Here is an 18,752-nt window from a genome sequence, read left to right on the forward strand (position 1 = left end):
GCCGGCCGTGGAGATTGAGATCCCGGACCGGCTCGCCAACTTCCTGTACTGGCTGACCGACCAGAAGTTCCCCGGCGCCAGGGTGGACAAGATGCGCCGGCTGTCCCGGGAACTGAAGGTGGTGGCCAATCTCGTCGAGGCGGCCGAGCCGAAGCTGGCCGGCGCCGTACGCCGGGTCCAGGAGGGCGTGGGGGGCGAGACGCAGCGGGCCGTCGTGGCCAGCATGCAGGACTACGTCCGCACGCCCGGCTACCTCAGCAACACGGCGGCCCACCTGCACAACGTCAGCGCCACGACCGAGGACGCGGCGATGCGGACCCAGTACCAGAAGTTCAGCATCCTCGGGGCGACGGTCCAGATGTTCATCGAGTTCGTCTGGGCCTTCGCGGCGGCCTTCATCAACCCCGGGATGGCGATGGCCTGGCTCGCCGCCCGCATCGCCATCTTCCGGTTCGTCATCAGGCTGCTGTTCAGCCGCCTGATGCTGGCGGCGCTGGGCGCCGTCGCCACGGAGGCGCTGACCGAGGCGTTGATGGACGCCATCATCCAGCGGATCCAGATGCGGCTCGGCACGCGCCGGACGTTCGACCAGGCGCAGTTCTGGCAGGCCGTCCGCGACGGGACGATCGCCGGCCTCGTCGTCGCCGTGCTCGGCCCCGCCTTCGGCAACATCGGCGCGATCCTGAACCGGGTGCCCGTCCGGCCCCGGCAACTCACCGACGTCCCGACCCCACCGGTCCCGACCCCACGCCCCACCCCGAAGCCGGTCCCCGCGCCGCCTCCCCCGCGTCCCACCCCCGCTCCCGGTCCGGTCCCGCCGCCGCCCCCCGTGCCGGCCCCCGTCGGGCGCGACGTCCCGGTGCCGGCCGGCACCGCCCCGCCCACCCGCCCGCAGCAGGTACGCCAGCACACCGGGGAGTTCGTCACCGAGGTCGCCGCCTCGGTCGCCATCGAGGTGATCGCCGGGGGTACCGTCTCCGCTGCCAACGGCCAGGGGTTCAGCGTCAGCGCCGCCGCGGCCACCTCGGGCGCCATCAGCGGCACGCTCGACTCGGGCGCCGGATCGGCCGGGACGGCCCTGCACGACCGGCTCTATCCGAACAATCCCTCCCCCGACCGCAAGCGCGACGACGCGAGCCCGGCGACTGTCGATCCCGCCGCCGTGTCGACGGCGGCGGAACCGACCGCACTGCCCGATACGGCCCGTCCAGTCGACCCGGCGCGCACGACCGGCGCGGACGCAACGCCGAACCGGACCCCCTCCGGCATCGTCCCGGGCACAGGCACAGGCACAGGCACGGGCACGGGCACAGGCATAGGCACGGGCACGGGCGCAGGCACGGGCACAGCCGCAGGCGCGGGCACAGGCACGGGCACGGGCACAGCCGCAGGTACAGCCGCAGGCACGGGCACCGGTGACAACGCTGCGGGCGGGGATCGGGTCCAACCGGGCGCCACGGCCGGCGAGACGGCCCCGGGTCGGTCGACGTCGGACGCCGCGACACAGTCGGACGCCTCGCCCTACGCGGACTCGCCGTTCGACGATCCGCGGTCGGCACGCCAAACGTTCGATGACATCGACTTCTCCGACACCTCCTCATTGTCCGACTTCTCCGACACCTCGTCGGTCCGCGACCTCCTCGACGCCGCGTCGGGCCCCGACGCGTTCGACGGCGGCCCGCGGTGGGAGGACACCGATCGGACCACCGGCGACGACGGGACCCTCGGGCCGAATCGCTCCGGCGGCCCGGCGTCGGGCGTGGACACCGGCGGGGCAGACGCCGAGCAGACGCGCGCCGATGCGCCGATACCCGCCACCCCGCTCGCGCCCGCCACCTTCGCATCGGTCGGCCAGGCCGGCGGGCCGGCCACGTCCGGCACGCCCACGTCCGCCGGCCAGCCCGCGGGCTCCGCCGCGACCGCCCCGGGGACGGCCGGCCACAGCCCGGGCGGCACGGCCACCGGACCGAGCGGCACGGCCACCGGACCAGGCGGCACGGCCACCGGACCGGGCGGCACGGCCAGCCAGAACGTGGGAAACGCGACCACCGGACCGGGCGGTACAGCCAACCCGAGCCAGGGAAACGCGGCCACCGGACCGGGCGGCACGGCCAGCCAGAACGCGGGCGATGCGTCCACCGGGCCGGGCACCGAGAAGACCGCGCCGGGCACGGCCGGCACCGGGCCCGACAAGCTCGTGCCGAGGGCATACGCGCAGGTCCCGAAACCGCTGGCGCCTGCCGACATCGGTACGCCCGCGACACCCGGCACGGTGCCGGCCACGGGGGGCGCGCCGGACCGCGTACCCCCGTGGGACCGTGCCGTGGCGGCGGACCCGGCGGCCCGGATGTCCGTGCTCGACGACTGGCTCCGCCGGCGCGAGCAGCGGCCCGGCGCCACCGGCGACCCCGCCCTGGACTGTGTGCCACTGGCCTGGGACGTGTTCGCGAAGGTACACGGCCGCCGGTCGAATCCGGGCCCCCGCACCGGCCTGGCCGGCGCCGGCCTCGTCGACGCCGGCCGGCGGGGACCCTCCGTCGCCGACAGCGCCGACCTGCTCCGGACGCTCGGCGGCGACACCGCCACCACCAACGACGGCGCCCGGGTGCTGGCCTACCTGGCGGACAAGCCGGGCGCGATGGCGCTCGTGGTCGCCCGGCCCCAGCGGGACCGCGCGCACGTCTACTGGGTCGTCGCGGACGGTCGCGGGCCGACGGTGACGCCGCGATGGGTGGACCCGCAGCAGCCGGGCTCGTTCGATCACGACGCCCGGGTGGACGGGCCGCACACCATGTTCTGGTCCGGGCAGCTCCGCTCGCCGGAGTCGCAGATCCTCGTGCTCGGTCCGGACGGCCGGGCGGTGGACATCGGGGGTGAGCGGGCGGACGTCCACGCCCGCGGGCTGCTGGACGCGCCGGTCGGCCCGGTCGCCGCGGGCATGCTCCCACGGCAGAAGGACCACCCGCCCGGTGACGCTCCGGTCGACAGACCGGAGGGGATCGCCGGGCCCGCGACCGCCTCGCCGCCCCGGGAGCAGGCCAGTGACCCGGCACCGGGCGCGAGTGCCACCCGCCCGGTTCCGGTCGGTTCCCCGGGTGAGCGATCCCGGCCGCTGCCCGACTCGCCGCCGCGCCCACCGAGCCGGTTGAGTGGCTTGTTCTCCCGACCGCAGACGCCTGGCCGGTCCGCGCCCGACTCCCCACTGACGGGGCCGAACTCGCCCCCCGACTCACCGCGTGCGCGCCTGACCCGTCGGCTGGCCCCCGAAGCTCCCGCCCAGGAGACCCAGCAGAGCGTCCTTCAGCGCTTCCGCCGGAGCCTGCACCTGGTTGTCGAGCAGGCGTCGGAGCGTGAGGGTGAGGTGCCCGGCCCGCCGCCGGAGGGCTCGGGCAGCCCGACCACCGCCGGGTCGAGCCCGGTGACGGCAGCACTGTCCCGGCAGGACAAGGGCAAGGGGCGAGTGCCGTGGGCGCAACGGGGCGCGGAGACGGCCGACCCCGCCGCCGATGATCCGCCGATCCGCGACGACGACTTCGACGAGGCGGAGATCTCGGAGGCGATCCGCCTCTCCCGCGTCGCCCACCAACGGGCCGGAACCGGAGCCGCGTCCGGGTCGGGCACCGGCGGGGGCGGCCCGACCATCCCGCCCGAGCCCTCTCCCGCGCGCCCGCTTCCGCCTCTCGGGCAACCGCCTGCCGCGCGGCCCGCAACCGGCGCCGGCAGTCCCCGAACCGGCGCCGGACGGCCACCGGACCCGGCGACGTTCGACGTGGGGGCCGTCGAACGTGACCTGAGGTCCAGCCTCACCGGAGCCGAGCGGAGGATGATCGAGCGGGCGGTCGCCAGGGCCCGCGTGCGCGCCATGGCGGTCTCCCGCGCCGTCGGCCGGGCGGTGCACGACCTCAACAGCGCCTCCAGCTACGGCCTGCGGCTGGCCGAGCCGGCTGATGCCACCAAGTCGCCGCATCGCCTGGCGCAGCAGTACGCCGAGCTGAGACAGCGAGAGGACATCTCCCTGGAGCGGTTCCTCACGCAGAACGAGGACACCGTCCGCTTCTCGGTGCTGGCCCCCGCCGATCGACACGAGATGCTCCTCTTCGAGATGTTGAGCGCGCTGCGCCGCCTCGGGCACAACACCGCCGACGACGACGACGGCATCTTCGACCAGTGGCGTCCCGGAAACACCCGGTTCGGGGCGACGATCCCGATGCGCGGCCCGGACGGACGGCCCTGGGAACTCCAATTCCACACCGAACAGTCGTGGCGTTCGGTTCAGCTCACCCGCGAGTTCCACCGGGTGAGCCGCCTGGCATCGGCGCCCCTGTCGGCCCGGGTCTCCGCCGTGCTCAGCATGCTGCGGATCAACGACGAGTTGGGGTTGAACCGCGCGACGAAGCTGTTCCCCGACCCCGTCAACAACGGACTGCCCGCGCTCGTCGGTTCGGGCGCCGGTCCGTGGCAGCAGTATCTCGACGGTCTGCTGGTGGCCGGCCGGACCTTCGCCGACGTCGTCGCCGAGCACGGGCTCAGCCTGGCCACGCTCGTCGATCGGGAGTTGCTCCCGCTGCCCCCCGACTCTCCGCACTGGACCGAGACGCCGCTCCCGCCACCGGCCACCGCCCCGGCGGAACGCGGGGCGACCGCCGGGCGGCGGCGAGGCGGGCGGGCGTTCGACGCCCGCCGGGTCGAGCGGGAGCTGATCCAGAGCCTCGCCCCCGCCGACCAGGAGGCGCTCTTCGACGCGGCCCAGGTGGCCAAGGAACGGGCGGACCAGACGCTGACGGTGATGCGGCGGGTGACCGACGCCGTCCGGGCGTCCGGCATCGACGTCGCCCTGGTCGGCGTCCGGCATCGCGCCAAGACGGTGTCGTCCCTGGCCCGCAAGTTCCGCGACCGGAATCTGCGGGAGCACATCGACCTGACGACGTTCCTGGCCACCAACAAGGATTCCGTCAGGTTCTCGGTCCGCGTGCCCAGTGTCGGGTACAGCTCGGCGGTCCACACGGTGCTCGCCCGCCTCGAGGCCGAGGGGTACGAACGTCGCGACGACGCCGACATGGTGCCGTTCTGGTGGCCCGGCGGCCGGTGGTTCGGGCTGACCACGACGTTGCGCTACCGCGGCCGGCTGATCGAGGTGGAGTTTCCCACGGCGGCCTCGTGGCGGACCGCCAAGCAGGCCCGGCGCTTCCACGAGGTCGTCCGGCTGAAGACGGCGCCGATGCCGGAGCGGGTGAGCGCCTACCTGAGCCTGCTGCGACTCAACCGGGACAACGGCCTCAACCGGGATCTCCCTCATCCGCTCACCGGTCTGCCGAAGAGCCGGGAGAAGGGGCTCGCGGAGCTCGTCCGGGCGCGGGAGGACGAGTGGCGGTCGTATCTGCGCGGACTGGAGCGGGCCGGCCGGTCGTTCCTGGACGTCGTCCTCGACCACGGTCTCACCCTGGCCGATCTGCCGTCTCCGGCGGAACTCGGGCTGCCGGACAACTCCCACCACCTGACGGTCCGGTCCACCCGCCGCCGCCCGGAGGCCGCCGACACCCTCGGGGCCCTGCCGCTGCTGATGAGCGTCCTGACCGGACAGCGGCCGCAGACGGACCGGGGCGGCGGCTCCCCGGCGAACCGTGTCCGCAGCCTGTCCCGCGACCCGGCCGCCCGGCGTCCCGCCGAAGCCGAGCCGGCGATCCGGCCGGGAGAGCCGGAGCGGTCCCGGGCCGACCCGGCGGACAAGCGGACGGTGAAAGCCACCGGCGAACCGCCGCCACCCCTCGCACCGCCGGCACCCGCCACGCCACCGCCGGTCGCGCCACCGCCGACAGCACCGCCGGCACCCGCCGCGCCACCGCCGGTCGCGCCACCGCCGGCACCCGTCGCGTCACCGGAGCGTCAGCCGTCGCCGGAGCCCCCGGAGGACGAGCGCGGGCTCGGCGACGGCCTGTCCGACGACGATCGGCGGGTCCTTGAGGAAGCGGTCCGAGCCGCGCGTGCCCGGGCGAACGAGGCGCTTCCGATCATGCGCGACGCGCTGCGGGTGATCGACCCCGGCGGGCAGCGGGCCCACCTCGTCGGCACCGGCAACCGCACCAAGTCCCTCGCGTCGCTGGCCCGCAAGTACCAGATGCGGCGGGTCACCACGGGCGTCACCGCCGAGGCGTTCCTGGCCGGCAACCAGGACGGCGCGCGGTTCGCCGTCCAGGTCTCGCCGGTCGGGTACGCCGCCACGGTGCGCGAGGTGCTGGCCGAGCTGGCGCGACGCGACTACACCGTCCGGGGCGACGAGGACGTCAAGAACTTCTGGGTGCCGGGCAACGACTGGTGCGGGCTGCGGGTGATCGTGCGGAACCGGCAGGGTGATCCGCTGGAGGTGCAGTTCCCCACCGAGTCGTCCTGGCGGACGGCCGCGATCACCCACCCGTACTACGAGGTGGCGCGTCGCGGGACGGCGCCGATGTCCGAACGGGTGGACGCCTTCCTGGAGATGCTGCGCATCCAGCGCGACCACGGCCGACCTCTGCCCACGGATCTCGACGGGCTGCCGTCGGGCCGGTCCCGGAGCTTCGCGCGATTCATCGACCGGAGTCCCGGGTTGTGGCAGGCGTACCTCGACCAGTTGCAGCGGGCCGGCCAGACCCTGTCCGACGTGGTCGTCGCGCACGGCCTGAGCATGACCGAGATCTTCACCCCGGAGGAACGGGCACGCTATGACACCGGACCAGCTCGAATATCACGCGGTGACACCACCGGCGGCGCCGACGCCGACGGGACTGATCGCGGTACGGCTCTGGCCGGGTCCGCTCCAGGCGGTGATCTGGCACGTGCCGCGGCGTCGGTGGGTCCACGCGCCGGAGGCAGCGGCGGCGCTGCTGTTCGACCGTCCCCACCCCGGGTGGAGCCGGTCGGTGAGCCGGCCGGAGGCGGCGCGGATCGCGCGGGACCACCTGGGCTCCGAGCTACCGACGGAGGCGGAACTCCTCCGGATCTGCCGGCGGAGCGCCGTGGGTCGGTAGCAGATCGACCGGCGCCCACGAAGGAGCCGGCACCGCCGCCCGACCCGATCCGCCTCCCCTTCCGCCGCCCCGCCGGCTCGCCGACACCTGTGGAACCGGAGCGGTTGCGGACCGAGGACCGCGCGCTGCTGCTGGGCGACGGCAACCACCTGCTGGCCGCCGTCCTCTACGGCGAACTCGACAACGTCGACGAGCAGGCGTTCCAGAACGAGGTGGTGCGGGCCGACCTGACCCGGCTGCGCGACGAACGGGCCCAGCAGCGGCGCGTGATCAGCACCACCGCGCTCACCGACGTCGTAGCGGAGCTGCACGATCTCCTCGTTCCCCGGATCGGTCAGCTCACCGCGGCCCAACTCGCGGAGATCCGGGTGGTGACGGCCGTCGAGCCGGCCGGTGACGACGCCGCCCTACGCGCCACGCTGGCGGACCTGCTGCGTCCCGACACGCCGCACGACCGGCCCGACGTCGGGCCGATGCTCGTCGCGGCGCTGCTCGGACGGCCCGTCGTCGTGGACGACGGCAGCCTCGCCCGGTCGTTCTCCCCGGCCGGCGCGACGGGCGTCCCGATCCGGCTCTACCGCCACGCTCAGGCCGGCACCGGCCACGCCGCCTTCCACGCCTACGTCGCCCCGTCCCCGGCGCCCCCCGCGGCATCGACGACCACTCCCACGAAGCCGGTCGCGTCCCCGGCAGAACCGCTCGCCCCGGCCCTGGTCACCGATCCGCCCCTCACGCTGTGGTTCGTTCCCGGCCGGCACGAGACGCTCGCGGACGACGTCGACCTGGGCGAGCTGGCCGAGAGCATCGCAGCCCGGGTGGTCCGCACGGCCGCCAACCGGCCGCCCGAGGGCGCTCCGGTCATCGTCACGATCGAGGGCCACGGCGACGGCCCCCCGCGACTCCTCGGGCGCGCACCGACCGGGTTGGCGCGTCGGCGCGCGGAGTGGCTGGCCGGCACGCTGGAACAGCGGGTCCGGCAGGAACTCTCCCGGGCCACCGGCGGCGACCCGCCCATCGTCCTCTTCCGGCACCGGCCGGCGGCGACGGCGTCGGACCGGGATCGCGGCGGCAGGCTCCGGCGTACGCTGCGGCGACTGGCGCCGGGCGGGCGACCGACGTCGGGGGGCCGAGCCCCGCATGTCGGCACGGTCACCGTGCACGTCGCCATCGCCGACTCCTGGGACAGCCACCGGCGAGCGGTCGACCCGACGCTCCCACCGACACCCGCCGTCGTCCCGGTCGCCGGCGGACAGCTCGATCCGATCGCGTACGCCGCGGGGATCCCGGCCCACGCGCTGCCCGACCTCGACCGGCTCACCGGCCGGCTCATCCGGTACGCCCGGCAGCACGGGGTGCCCGAGGACGCCACGGCCCGGGACCGGATCCGCGGGGTGCTGGGCAACAACTACCGGCACCTGGTCGGCGACGGGATGGTCGTCTTCATCGGCAACGTGGAGGTGCGGGTACGCCTGGAGTTGACCGACCCCCGCCAGGAGTCCGCACCCGCGCCGACCACCGCCGACCGGGCCGGAGCCGGCGCGGGGCGGCCGGACGGGGAGTCCGGCCCGCCGCCCGCGCCGGCCGGACGGGCCGCTCAGGTGCGCGCCACCGAGACGATCCACGGCACCTTCCAGGTCGGCGCGCACAGTGAGAGCCACTCGGGCCCGATCAGCTGGTTCCGCTTCGGTGGCTCGCCCGGGTTCGCGTTCGGCGTGCCGCACCTGCTGCTCTCGGTGCGCATCGGCGCCGCGGTGCGGTTCGTCCGCAACCTCGTCAACCGGTCCACCGGCACGGTGCGCGACGCCGAGGTCGGCCGGGTCGAGGACACCCGCGAGGACGCCGCCCTGCTCTCCGCCGCCGCGCGGTACCACCTCCAGGTGCGCCACCAGGCGACCCAGAGCTGGGCCGACCTGCCCACGTCCACGCTCGACGCCGCCGAACGGCTGACCCTCGCCCTGCCGGAGAAGTATCTGGAGCGGGCCGAGCCCGGCCGGGCCGCCCGACTCGCCGCCACGATCCGGCCGAACGCGCGCGTGCCCCTCGGCGCCGACCGGCGTCTGCCCCAGGTCTTCTACGCCTCCGGGCTCACCAGCCTGCACCTGCTCGCTGACGACATCGTCCGGCAACTGGAGCGGGAACGCGGACCGATCCCCCTCGGGCATCCGCTGCGGTCCGACGTCTGGCACCGTGTCTCCAACCTGGACACCCACCTCGACAAGGCGGTCAACCGGTACCGCGGCTACGCGTTCACGGTGGTGGAGAACGGCCGGGTCGTCGCGGACGTGCGGATCCGCACCCGGCGGATCGGGCACGGCCGTCCGGTGAGCGCGCCCAGCGACAAGGCGCACGTCGAGGAGGTCCGGACCGCCATCTCCGGTACCACCGCCGGGTCGTCGGTCACCAACGAGGCCAGCATCGAGCCCAGCCTGGAGTTCCTCGTCGCGCGGGTGCCGAAGCTGAGGTTCGCGGTGAAGCTGCCGTACGCGCGGTGGAGCTGGACCAACCGGAACGGCAACTCCGCCGGTCGGCTCGGTCTCTGGGTCCTCGTCTCGCGCTACGCCAGCTTCACCTCGGCGTACCAGTTGGAGTTCGCCCACCAGGCCGCGGTGCAGGTGCGGCGACGTCGCAACGTGCTGGTCAGGGCCGGCTCGGCGGCACGGGGGAGATGGCCGCGCACCCGGCACGACCATCCGGGCGCCACCTACCAGCCGCTCGAGATCAGGGGTCGGGCGATGGTCCGGGTGCCCACCGCCGACGCCGTCGCGTACGGCATCGAACCACCGTCGAAGCCGGGAGCGACGCCCACACCGGAGGCGTTCCCGGCGGTCGCCGACGCGGCGCCACCCACCGTGCCGGAGCACGCGCGCCGGGGCCGGGGCATCGGCAAGGGCATCGTCGAGGTGGACCCGCAACTCGTCGACAGACTGGTCGACCGGGTCGAACGGGAACTCGCCAGGTTCGGCTACGTGGTACCCGACCCCGACGCGCCCTTCGAACGCCGCTCCTGGTTCAGCCGCAAGCGGGACAGCCAGGTCAACAACGGGGTGCTGCTGCGCAAGCTCATCTCCACCGCCGCGTTGGAGTCGAACTTCGACGGGGTCCACCAGGGTGGATTCTCGATCACCGTGCGGAAGCGGCACACCGGGTGGTTCACCACCTTCGGCGTCCGTTCGGCGCGCGTGACGATCGAGGCCCGCCCGCGGGAGGTCCAGGACAAGCGCGGCCTGACGGTCCCCGTCGACCCGACCTCCGATCCCCGCCGCACCAGCGAGCGGCACATCGTGAACCTGGAGATGGGGCTCGACTCCGGCGGCTCCTCGGCCGGCGGCGGGCAGGGCTTCGCGGTCGGCACGAAGCTGCGGTTCCTGCCCACCAAGACCGGCCGGCAGCTACAGGGAGCCGGCATCGGTGTGGAGTGGGACCGGGGCGTCGGCGGCGACGAGTCGGTCAACCAGGTCAGCAACATGCCCCGCCTGATGGAGTACCAGGGCGAGCTGACCGAGTTCGAGGTGACGACCCAGTACGGGGTCGTCATCGAGCACGACCGCCAGTGGTCGTGGAAGCAGCTCCTGAAACGCGCCCTCGGCCGGTCGGTCGACACCCGTCGCCTGCCGACACCCCTGCCGCCGATCCCGAGCACCGCGACGGTCCGCGTCGTCCCCGCCTTCAACACGAAGCCGGCGCACGGCCCGGAGCGGGCCGCCACCGGCCGGAAGGACACCCCGGTCGCGGTGCTCGACAACGCCGCCGTCTCCTATCTGGACGTGACCGGCCTCCTGACCACCGCTCGCGGCCGGATGCAGCGGATGGCCAAGCCCGGCGGCACGGCCGACGAGGAGATCTCGACGTTCCTCAACCACGCCCAGGTCCTCTCCCACTTTCCCGAGGTGGCCCGGGGCCGCTACACCACCGACACGTTCTTCACGTCGAAGTTCTGGCGCGACAAGCACCGGGCCGTGTCGCTCAAGGCGGATCTCGGCGCCTCCCAGTTCGTGGGCGCGACAAGCGACCCCTACGTGCTGGGTCTGATCAAGCTCTCGCTGACCCAGGCCGGCCAGTCGAGCAGCCGCCGGCGGGGCGTCGCGGTGACGCCGCTCGACCTGGGCGCCGGCGGGGATCCCGGCCGGTCGAACGTGACCGGGGTGAGCGCGTCGCTGACCCACGCGATGCGGTGGGGCCGGAGCCGTTCCCGCTCGACCAAGCAGACCGGCGGTCGCGAGTCGCTGGAGCTCAACTTCCAGCGCGCGTACGCGTTCCGCGCGAAGGTCCGCTACGACCTGCGCATCGGCAAGACCAAACGCGCCAAGCTGCTGCCGAACAGCAACTATCCCCCGGTCGCCCGCCCGATCACCGACGTCGAGCCGATGATCTACCTGCTGTCCGAGCCGGACGCCCTGGAGCACTACGCGCGGGGTGACGTCCCCCTCGACGAGGAACAACTCCTGGACATCGTCGCCCGGTGGGCCGGCGGTGACCTCAAGGTCTCGCACCAGCTCATGGCCCGCGTCCTCATCCAGTGGGAGCGGACCGCGGTCGCCGAGGACGAGCCGGACCGCCATCACGACCTGCGGACCGACGCCGCCCGCGAGCTGGCCCGCAGCCATGCCTGGACCGACCTGGCGATGTCGCCCGAGGTGATCGGGGAGTTCGAGCCCCTCTTCGACACCACCGTCGTCCCGACCGCGGCCGCCACCCGGAAACTCGGCCTTCCGCCCTACCTGCGGCCGGGCCCGGGCGCCTCGCTCGGGCACAGCGGCATCCACTCACTCACCCTCAGCGACGGAACGGCCCTGTCCGACGTCGTGATCGACGCCGTGGACCAGTTCGAGCCCGGCCTGCTCGGCAAGACCCACGACCGACTCGTCCCGCCGCCGGACACGCCGCCGAGCCGCCCGTGGTGGCGTCGTCGCGCCCAGGTCCCCCCGTACGTGGGGCGGTTGCAGGGCGGCGTCGACGCCATCCAGGCGCTGTTCGACGGCGGGCGGGACCAACCGCTGCTGGAACAGGTCCTCTCCCCGGACGGGGTCTCGCTCTACTTCGCCAACCCGCACGCCTGGTTCGGCCAGGACATGGTCGAGGTCCGGATCAGCGCCACGTTGACCAGCCGACCGGAGTTCGGCGACTACGTGCGCGGCAGCGGCCTGGAAACCTACCGTCACCGGTACGTCGAGCGCCGCGCGGCGACGGACCGGCAGTTCACCCGCGGCACCTCGGTCGGGTTGAAGCCCACGTTCGAGCACCGGCCCGACACCCCGCCGACGCTGGAGGAGCAGCGCAGGTCCGCCCAGCAGCGGGTCACCACCGGACCCGGCGTCCGGTTCGCCGACGGGGTGAGCCGGTCACGGGCGACCACCGAGCAGTTCACCTACGAGTCGACCACCTACGACTGGGGCAACTACTACCGGGCGACGGCCGACGTCGAGTTCACCGTCGAGGTCCGGCGCCTCAAGCTCGGCGGGCGACGCGTCACGAACTGGCTGACCAGCAAGGTCGTCTCCCGGTTCCGCGGCGGCGCACGGCCGCCCCTGCCGCCGGCGGCCTCGCACCACTGGGTGGCCCGGACGCTGGGCCGGTTCCGCCGGACCGAACGGTCCCTCCCGCCGCGGACCGTCCGCGGCTCGGTCGTGTTGAAGGTTCCGAAGAGTGTCGCCGAGGCCACCCCGGCGGCGGCGCCGACCGGCCTCCGGTCCGACGTGAACCCGGCCGCGCTGCCCAGGGACGCCTTCGTCGACAGCGTGCAGGTGCACGGCGCCGAGGCGGCCAGCCGCCGGCTGCTCGGGGCGCTGTTCGAACGGCCGGCCAAGTGGAACCGGTGGCTGCCGTCGCGCTGGGTGACCCGGCCCGGATACCACACCAGCGCCTCCGTACGGGCCCTGGTGACGCGCGACCTGCTGGCCGCTCTCACCCCGGAGGCCATGAGCCCGGACGGCGTGCAGGTCGCCGCCGACGCCTTCGTGCCCGGTCACTCGAGCCGACGGGCCGCCCTCACGCTGCGCTGCCGGCTGGAGAACATGGAGATCGTCTCCGAGCTCGACGGCAGCGGCACCGGCCGGTACGCGAAATACCAGCAGGGTTTCAGCGCCTCCACCACCCACGACACGCCCTACCTGGCCGCCGGTCTGAGCGCGGGCGGCCCGGCCAAGCTGAGCGTCACCGACGGCTCCAACCCCAGCGAGGCGTACGGTGCGCACCGCACCGAGGGCGACACCGACCTGAGCCGGCAGGCGCCCAAGTCGCACACCAGCACGTTCGCCGACGCGCACCGGCGGGAGGAGCACGTCAAGCAGCAGGGCCCGACCGTCCTGGCGCGGATGTACGGCCGGTACCGGCTGGAGGGGCACAAGCACATCGTGCACTGGTGGCGTCCGACGTCGTGGGGGCGGCGCCGGATCAGCGACGAGTTCAGCGGCGACGTGTACGTGCAGATGTCCAGAGCCGACTACGACGCGCTGGTGGCCGAACAACGCCGCGCCGAGTTCGGCAGAAGGTTGGACCCGGCCGGGCGGGACCGCACCCGACCGCCGGTCGCCGGGGCGCAGTCGCCGAGCCTCGACCTGGTCGACGCGTTCGCCCGGCTCGACCCGTCCGGCGCCACGTCGGCGCCGGACGGCCCGGACCTGGCCCTGCTGCGCCTCGCGCGGGACCTCGGCGGCCGGGTCCGGGTCGACGCGGAGGACGTCCTCGTGGTGGAGGTCGACACCGCCGGCCAGGCCCGGCAGCTCCGCGAGTCCGTGGACGGGTGGGCCGCCGGGCACCTCACGCCCGCGCAGATCGCCGCCGTGCACGAGGCGGATCCGGCCGGCCGGGACCTGGTCACCCGGATGGTCGACGCGGTGCACGCGACCGCCCCGGCCGGCGCCCGGCCGGAGCCGCCGTTGCACATCCGGCTCCTGGACGACCCGCTGCGCGCCGCGCGGGCGCTGGCCCGGGCCCTGCGCGTGCCGGTGGAGCTGCGACGGCGGGACGCGGCCGGCGGCGTGACCGACCGGTTCGGCGTCGCGCCGGACGGCTGGTACGTCGAACTCGAGCCGACGATCGGCAGCCGGCAGGCGGCAGCCGCGGAACTCGCCGTGGACACGCTCCCGCCGCACCTGATCGACAGCGCCGTGCGGCTCGGCGTCACCCGCGACGAGTTGGTCGAGCTGGCCCGACGACCCGAGGGCCAGTTCCCGGCCGAGGCGGAGCGGTTCCTCCGCGAGCGGGAACGGGCGGCCCGCCCGCCCGCGCCCCCGCCGTTGTCGGCCGCGCAGGACGGCGCCCTCACCGCCCGCGGACTGGTCCCGCTGCCACCGACGTCCGGGCCGGACTCCTGGTTGCGGGCCCTTTCCGCGACCGCGCGGCGGCAACCCGACCCGACGGCGGAGGTCCGGCAGGTCGCGGCGGCGACCACCGCCGCCGAGCTACGGACGCTGATCGCCCGGCGGCAGGGACTCCCGGACGACGCGCCGCCGCCACCTCCGGCGGCCGTCCCGGCGGTGCTGGGCGTCGAGGTGGAGACGATCGCCGCCGACGGGACCGTGACCAGCAGCGGGCCGGTCACCGGCCGGCCACTCGTACTGGCCGAGGTGGGCGGGACCGAGTTCCGCCCGACCGGACCGGCAGCGACCCCGACGCCGGTGGTCACGCTGCGTCGACGGCGGCCCGTCACGGTCCTCTCCCCGGAGCGGACCGCGTCCGACGAGCCCGGCGGGGACACCACGGTGACGACCCCGGTCGCGCGACGGCACTCCGCCCCGATCAGTCGGACCCTGACCGAGTTCGTACCGGAGGACCGGGCGGTCCCGGACCACGTGCCGGCGGCCCGCACCGCGGCGACGACCGAGCCGGCCCCGCCGGCCCTGAGCCAGCACCGGACCCGGCGGATCGCGCTGGACCACCGGCTCGTCGAGATCACCAGCCGGCTTCGGGAGCACATCAGCGGTCAGTCCGATGCCCGGGTACGACAGGAACGGACGGCGGAGGTGAACGGGCTCACCGAGGCCGGGACCGACAGCCGCCTCGTGGACACGGCCCAGCTCGTCCAGACGCTCACCGAGCTGCTCGCGACGTATCAGCGCACCGACGCGGAACGACCGTCGGTGCTGCGCCTGCGGCAGCGGCATCCGGTGGACCCGACACCCGCGAGCGGCGACGATTCCGGTGGTCAGCGCGTGCGAAGCGACGCCGAGGTCGGGCTACGGCACTACCTCGCGACCAACGACCCGGACGGCGCGCGACTGCGCCACCTCGAAGACCTCCTCACGACCGGCTCCGACGAGCGGATGCTCGACAACCTCATCGCCGCCCGGCTGGAGTACTACGAACGCGAGGACACCGAGCTGGCCGCGGCGCCGGCCTGGTGGCACGAGGGCAGCCGGAACCGCCCCGGCGAGTTCTACGCCCCCCGCGCCCACCAGCAACGGTGGCTCAGGGCGAACGGCCTTCAGGTGGGTTGGGTGCCCGACGACGGCAACTGCGTGTTCGCCGCGACGCTCCGCACCGTCGGGACGGACCGCGTCACCGAGGCCGCCCGGCTGGTCGCCCGGGCCGCGGGGCTCCCGGGTGCGGTACGCGTCGACGACCCGCTCGCCCTGCGGGCGTTCCTCGCCGCCGTGTTGCGGCGGTCGCTGGAGCAGCAGCCCATCCGTGACACGTTGCGCCTGGCCGAGGCCGCCATCCACCCGGCGGCCCACGACATCGCCCGGGCCGGGCAGGCGTTGTTGACGATCGAGGACCTGGCCACGTCGATGGCGACCCCCGGCGAGTACGACAACGACCGGGGAGACCACTACTGGTTGGTGGTGACCCAGGTCCTCCGCTGGGCGACCGACCTCTCCACCGCGCGGGGCGGCGACCTCCGCGTCGACCTGCAAGGGCTGTCGGAGGGCACCGACGAGGCGGTGCTCAGTGGCGGCGGTGGCACCACGCCGACCCACGTCATCGTCCTGGTCAACCAGCACTTCCTGCCCACCCGGAGGCGACCGGTGGCAGGCGGCCGGGACGTGACCGTCCTCCCCGCCGAGGTGGCGTGGGACCTGCCGCTGCCCCGGACCGGGGAGGGTTCGCCGGTCGGGCTCGCGCGGCTGCGGAGCGAGGTGGAGACGGCCGCGCACCGCGTTCCCGCGCTCGACAGGCGGGTGCGGATCGCCGTGGCCGACCGGGGCACGGCCGGCGAGGACGCGTGGGCCTCGTGGCAGAGCTTCGTCGACGGCGTGGCCGCGCTGCACGCCCGCATCGACGGGGTGACCGAGCGGACGCTGCCCGCCACCCGTACCGAGTTCGGCAACCTGCTGCTCACCTATCAGCTCGCCCATCGCCGGCTGGCCGACCTGGGCACCGAACTGCCCGGCAGCCGGCAGTTGGTCGCGCCGATCGACGGACCCCGGGACGGGGTGCCGGTCGCCCCCGGGGTACGCCGACCACGCCGCCCCGGCGAGCCGGAGGGCCTGCTCGGCGGCGCCACCGGCCTTGAGGTGGAGTTCGCCGGACTCGCGCTCACCTTCCCGGTGCTGCCGGCTCCCAAGACGACGCTGTTCCGCCTGGCCGACCTGTTGGCGGTCACCTACGACACGAACCGCCGGAGTTTCATCCTGGAGGTCGTCACGGCGCCGACGGGTGTTCTGCCGGGCGAGGAGAACCGGGCCCGCCGGGACGACGTGCTCGACGCGCTCGACGCCGTGAACGCCGCGCTGGCCTCGGTGACCGGGCCCACCCTGCTGTCCGACCTGTTCCCGCCGGAGCGCGGCTTCGCACACCACGTGCCGGGCGTCTCGATCCGGCCCAGGGATGACGAGCCGCACACCCGCTACGTGCAGTTCACCATTGGTGCCCCGATGCACGCCCTGGTCGCCCCGCTGGAGTTCGTCGCCGCCGGCACCTACAACGAGAACTCCCGTCGGCACCTGCTCGACGGACTGGACTTCGCCCAGGTCGTGACCACGTCCTATCTCACCCAGGTGCTCGGGTCGCCGGTGCCGGCCTTCGCACTGCCCTTCCTCACCGATGTGCCCGGCACCGAGGAGCTACGCGGCTACCTCGCGCTGCTCTACACGCAGGTCGTCGCGATGCTGCACCAGCGGGTCGTGCCACCGCGCTCGCGCCTGATCAGCAAGAACTATCTCGCGGCGGGCCTGCGGACCTCGGTGTCGGGGTTGCGCGCCCAGTTGCCCCCACGCGTGCAGAGCTTCCTGCACCAGCAGCGCGAGCGGATCACCGGCATCCTGCTGGCGGGCTTCACCGACCGGGTCGCGCACTCCCTCCACGCCGACGCCCTGCTGGACACGAGCCTGCACGACCCCGCCGCCGGCAGCGTCCGTGACTATCTGCGAAACGCGCTGAGCCCGGCGGGGGCCGGCAACGTGCCGATCAGTCAGGAGGACGCGGTCGGCATCAGCGGCTCCTTCGCCATGGACGACAACGACGGCGCGCTGCTGACCCCGCTGGCCGTCGTCGAGGTCCGCCACATGGGTGACGTCACCATGGACGAGTCGCAGCTTCGCGGGCACCTCAGGTCCTTCGATCACCTCATCCGCGCCGGGTACGAGCGCGAGCCGGCGGACTGGAACCGCCCCTCGGCGCTGCGGGCGCGGGTGCTCGCCGCGGTGCGCCGCAGCCAGGCGGGCCTGACCGTGCCGGCCTCGGTCGGTCGCCTCCGCACCGCGCTGATCGACACGCCCGCGGTGGCGGCGGACTGGCTGACCTCCGACGCGCGACACCCGGAGGCGCGGCTGGCCGACGCCGACGGGGTGCTGCTGCTGGAACTGGTGGCGGGGGCGATGGCCGGCGCGGACGTACGCCCGCTCCTGGAGCCGGCGCTGGCGGTGGCGCTGCGGTACGCGCGCACGCTGAACCTGGCTCGTCAGCGCGTCCCGGACCGCCACGCGGAGATCCTGGTGCACGCACGTGACCAGTGGATCGAGGTCGTCCGGGCCCTGCACGAGCATCGGTTTCCCGGCGGCCCGGTTCCGGACCTGGCCGCGCTGAGCGCCGACGACCCGTCGGACGACGAGATGTCCGACGACTACCTTTCCGACGACACGATGTCCGTCGACGACGAGTCCACCGACGACGACACGATGTCCGCCGACGACGAAGCCGCCGACGACCACACGATGCCGACGGACGAGGACACGGACGCGGACGAGGACACGGACGCGGACGAGGGCGAGGACGAGGACGAGGACACGGACGCGGACACCGGGCAGACCGTCGCCGACGCGCCGCTGCGGCTGCGGCTGCGCGGAAGCTCCGGCGACGGCGCCGACCCGTCGCACGCCGAGAGCCGGACGGCGCCCGCCGCGCCCCCGACCACCCGGGCCGACGTCACGGCCGCCCCTGCCGGGACGCCGGTGGTGCACCCGGTCACCGCGCCACGCTCCGGCACCGCACCCGCCGCCACGCCGGCCGCGCCGCCGCCGGTGGCACGGCCCCGGCCCACACTGAGCCGATCCCTCCCGCGTGCGGCCCGGGACGAGTACGAGGCCGTGCTGGCGAGCCTGCGTGAGCACGTCGCCGGCAACCGGCGGGCCGAGACCAGATCGCGGACCCTGGAGACGTACGCGACCGCCGGCATGGCCGACGACGTCACCGAGATCCGGGAACTGACCGCCGTCCTCCGCCGCCTGCTCGACCGCTACCGGGCGGAGGATCTGGGTCCGGCCGAGGCCCCGATCGTCCCCGGCGACGAGGACACCGCCGGTGCGGAGGACCCGGAGGGCACGGCCGGCAGGTCGGCGACGCCGTACCCCGACGACGGCGGGACCTGACCCG

The 18,752-nt window shown here is 74.4% G+C and carries 1 protein-coding gene; it reads left to right on the forward strand.

What is annotated here, in order from left to right; translation table 11 throughout:
- Positions 1–7: 7 nt before the first annotated feature.
- Positions 8–18,748 (forward strand): hypothetical protein, encoded by an 18,741-nt coding sequence (locus ACIA6B_RS30895; RefSeq protein ID WP_396778781.1) that lies wholly within the window; start codon positions 8–10, stop codon positions 18,746–18,748.
- The last annotated feature ends 4 nt before the right edge of the window (positions 18,749–18,752 follow it).

It is taken from the genome of Micromonospora sp. NPDC051141 (assembly GCF_044455765.1).
In the GTDB taxonomy this organism is placed as follows: Bacteria; Actinomycetota; Actinomycetes; order Mycobacteriales; family Micromonosporaceae; genus Micromonospora.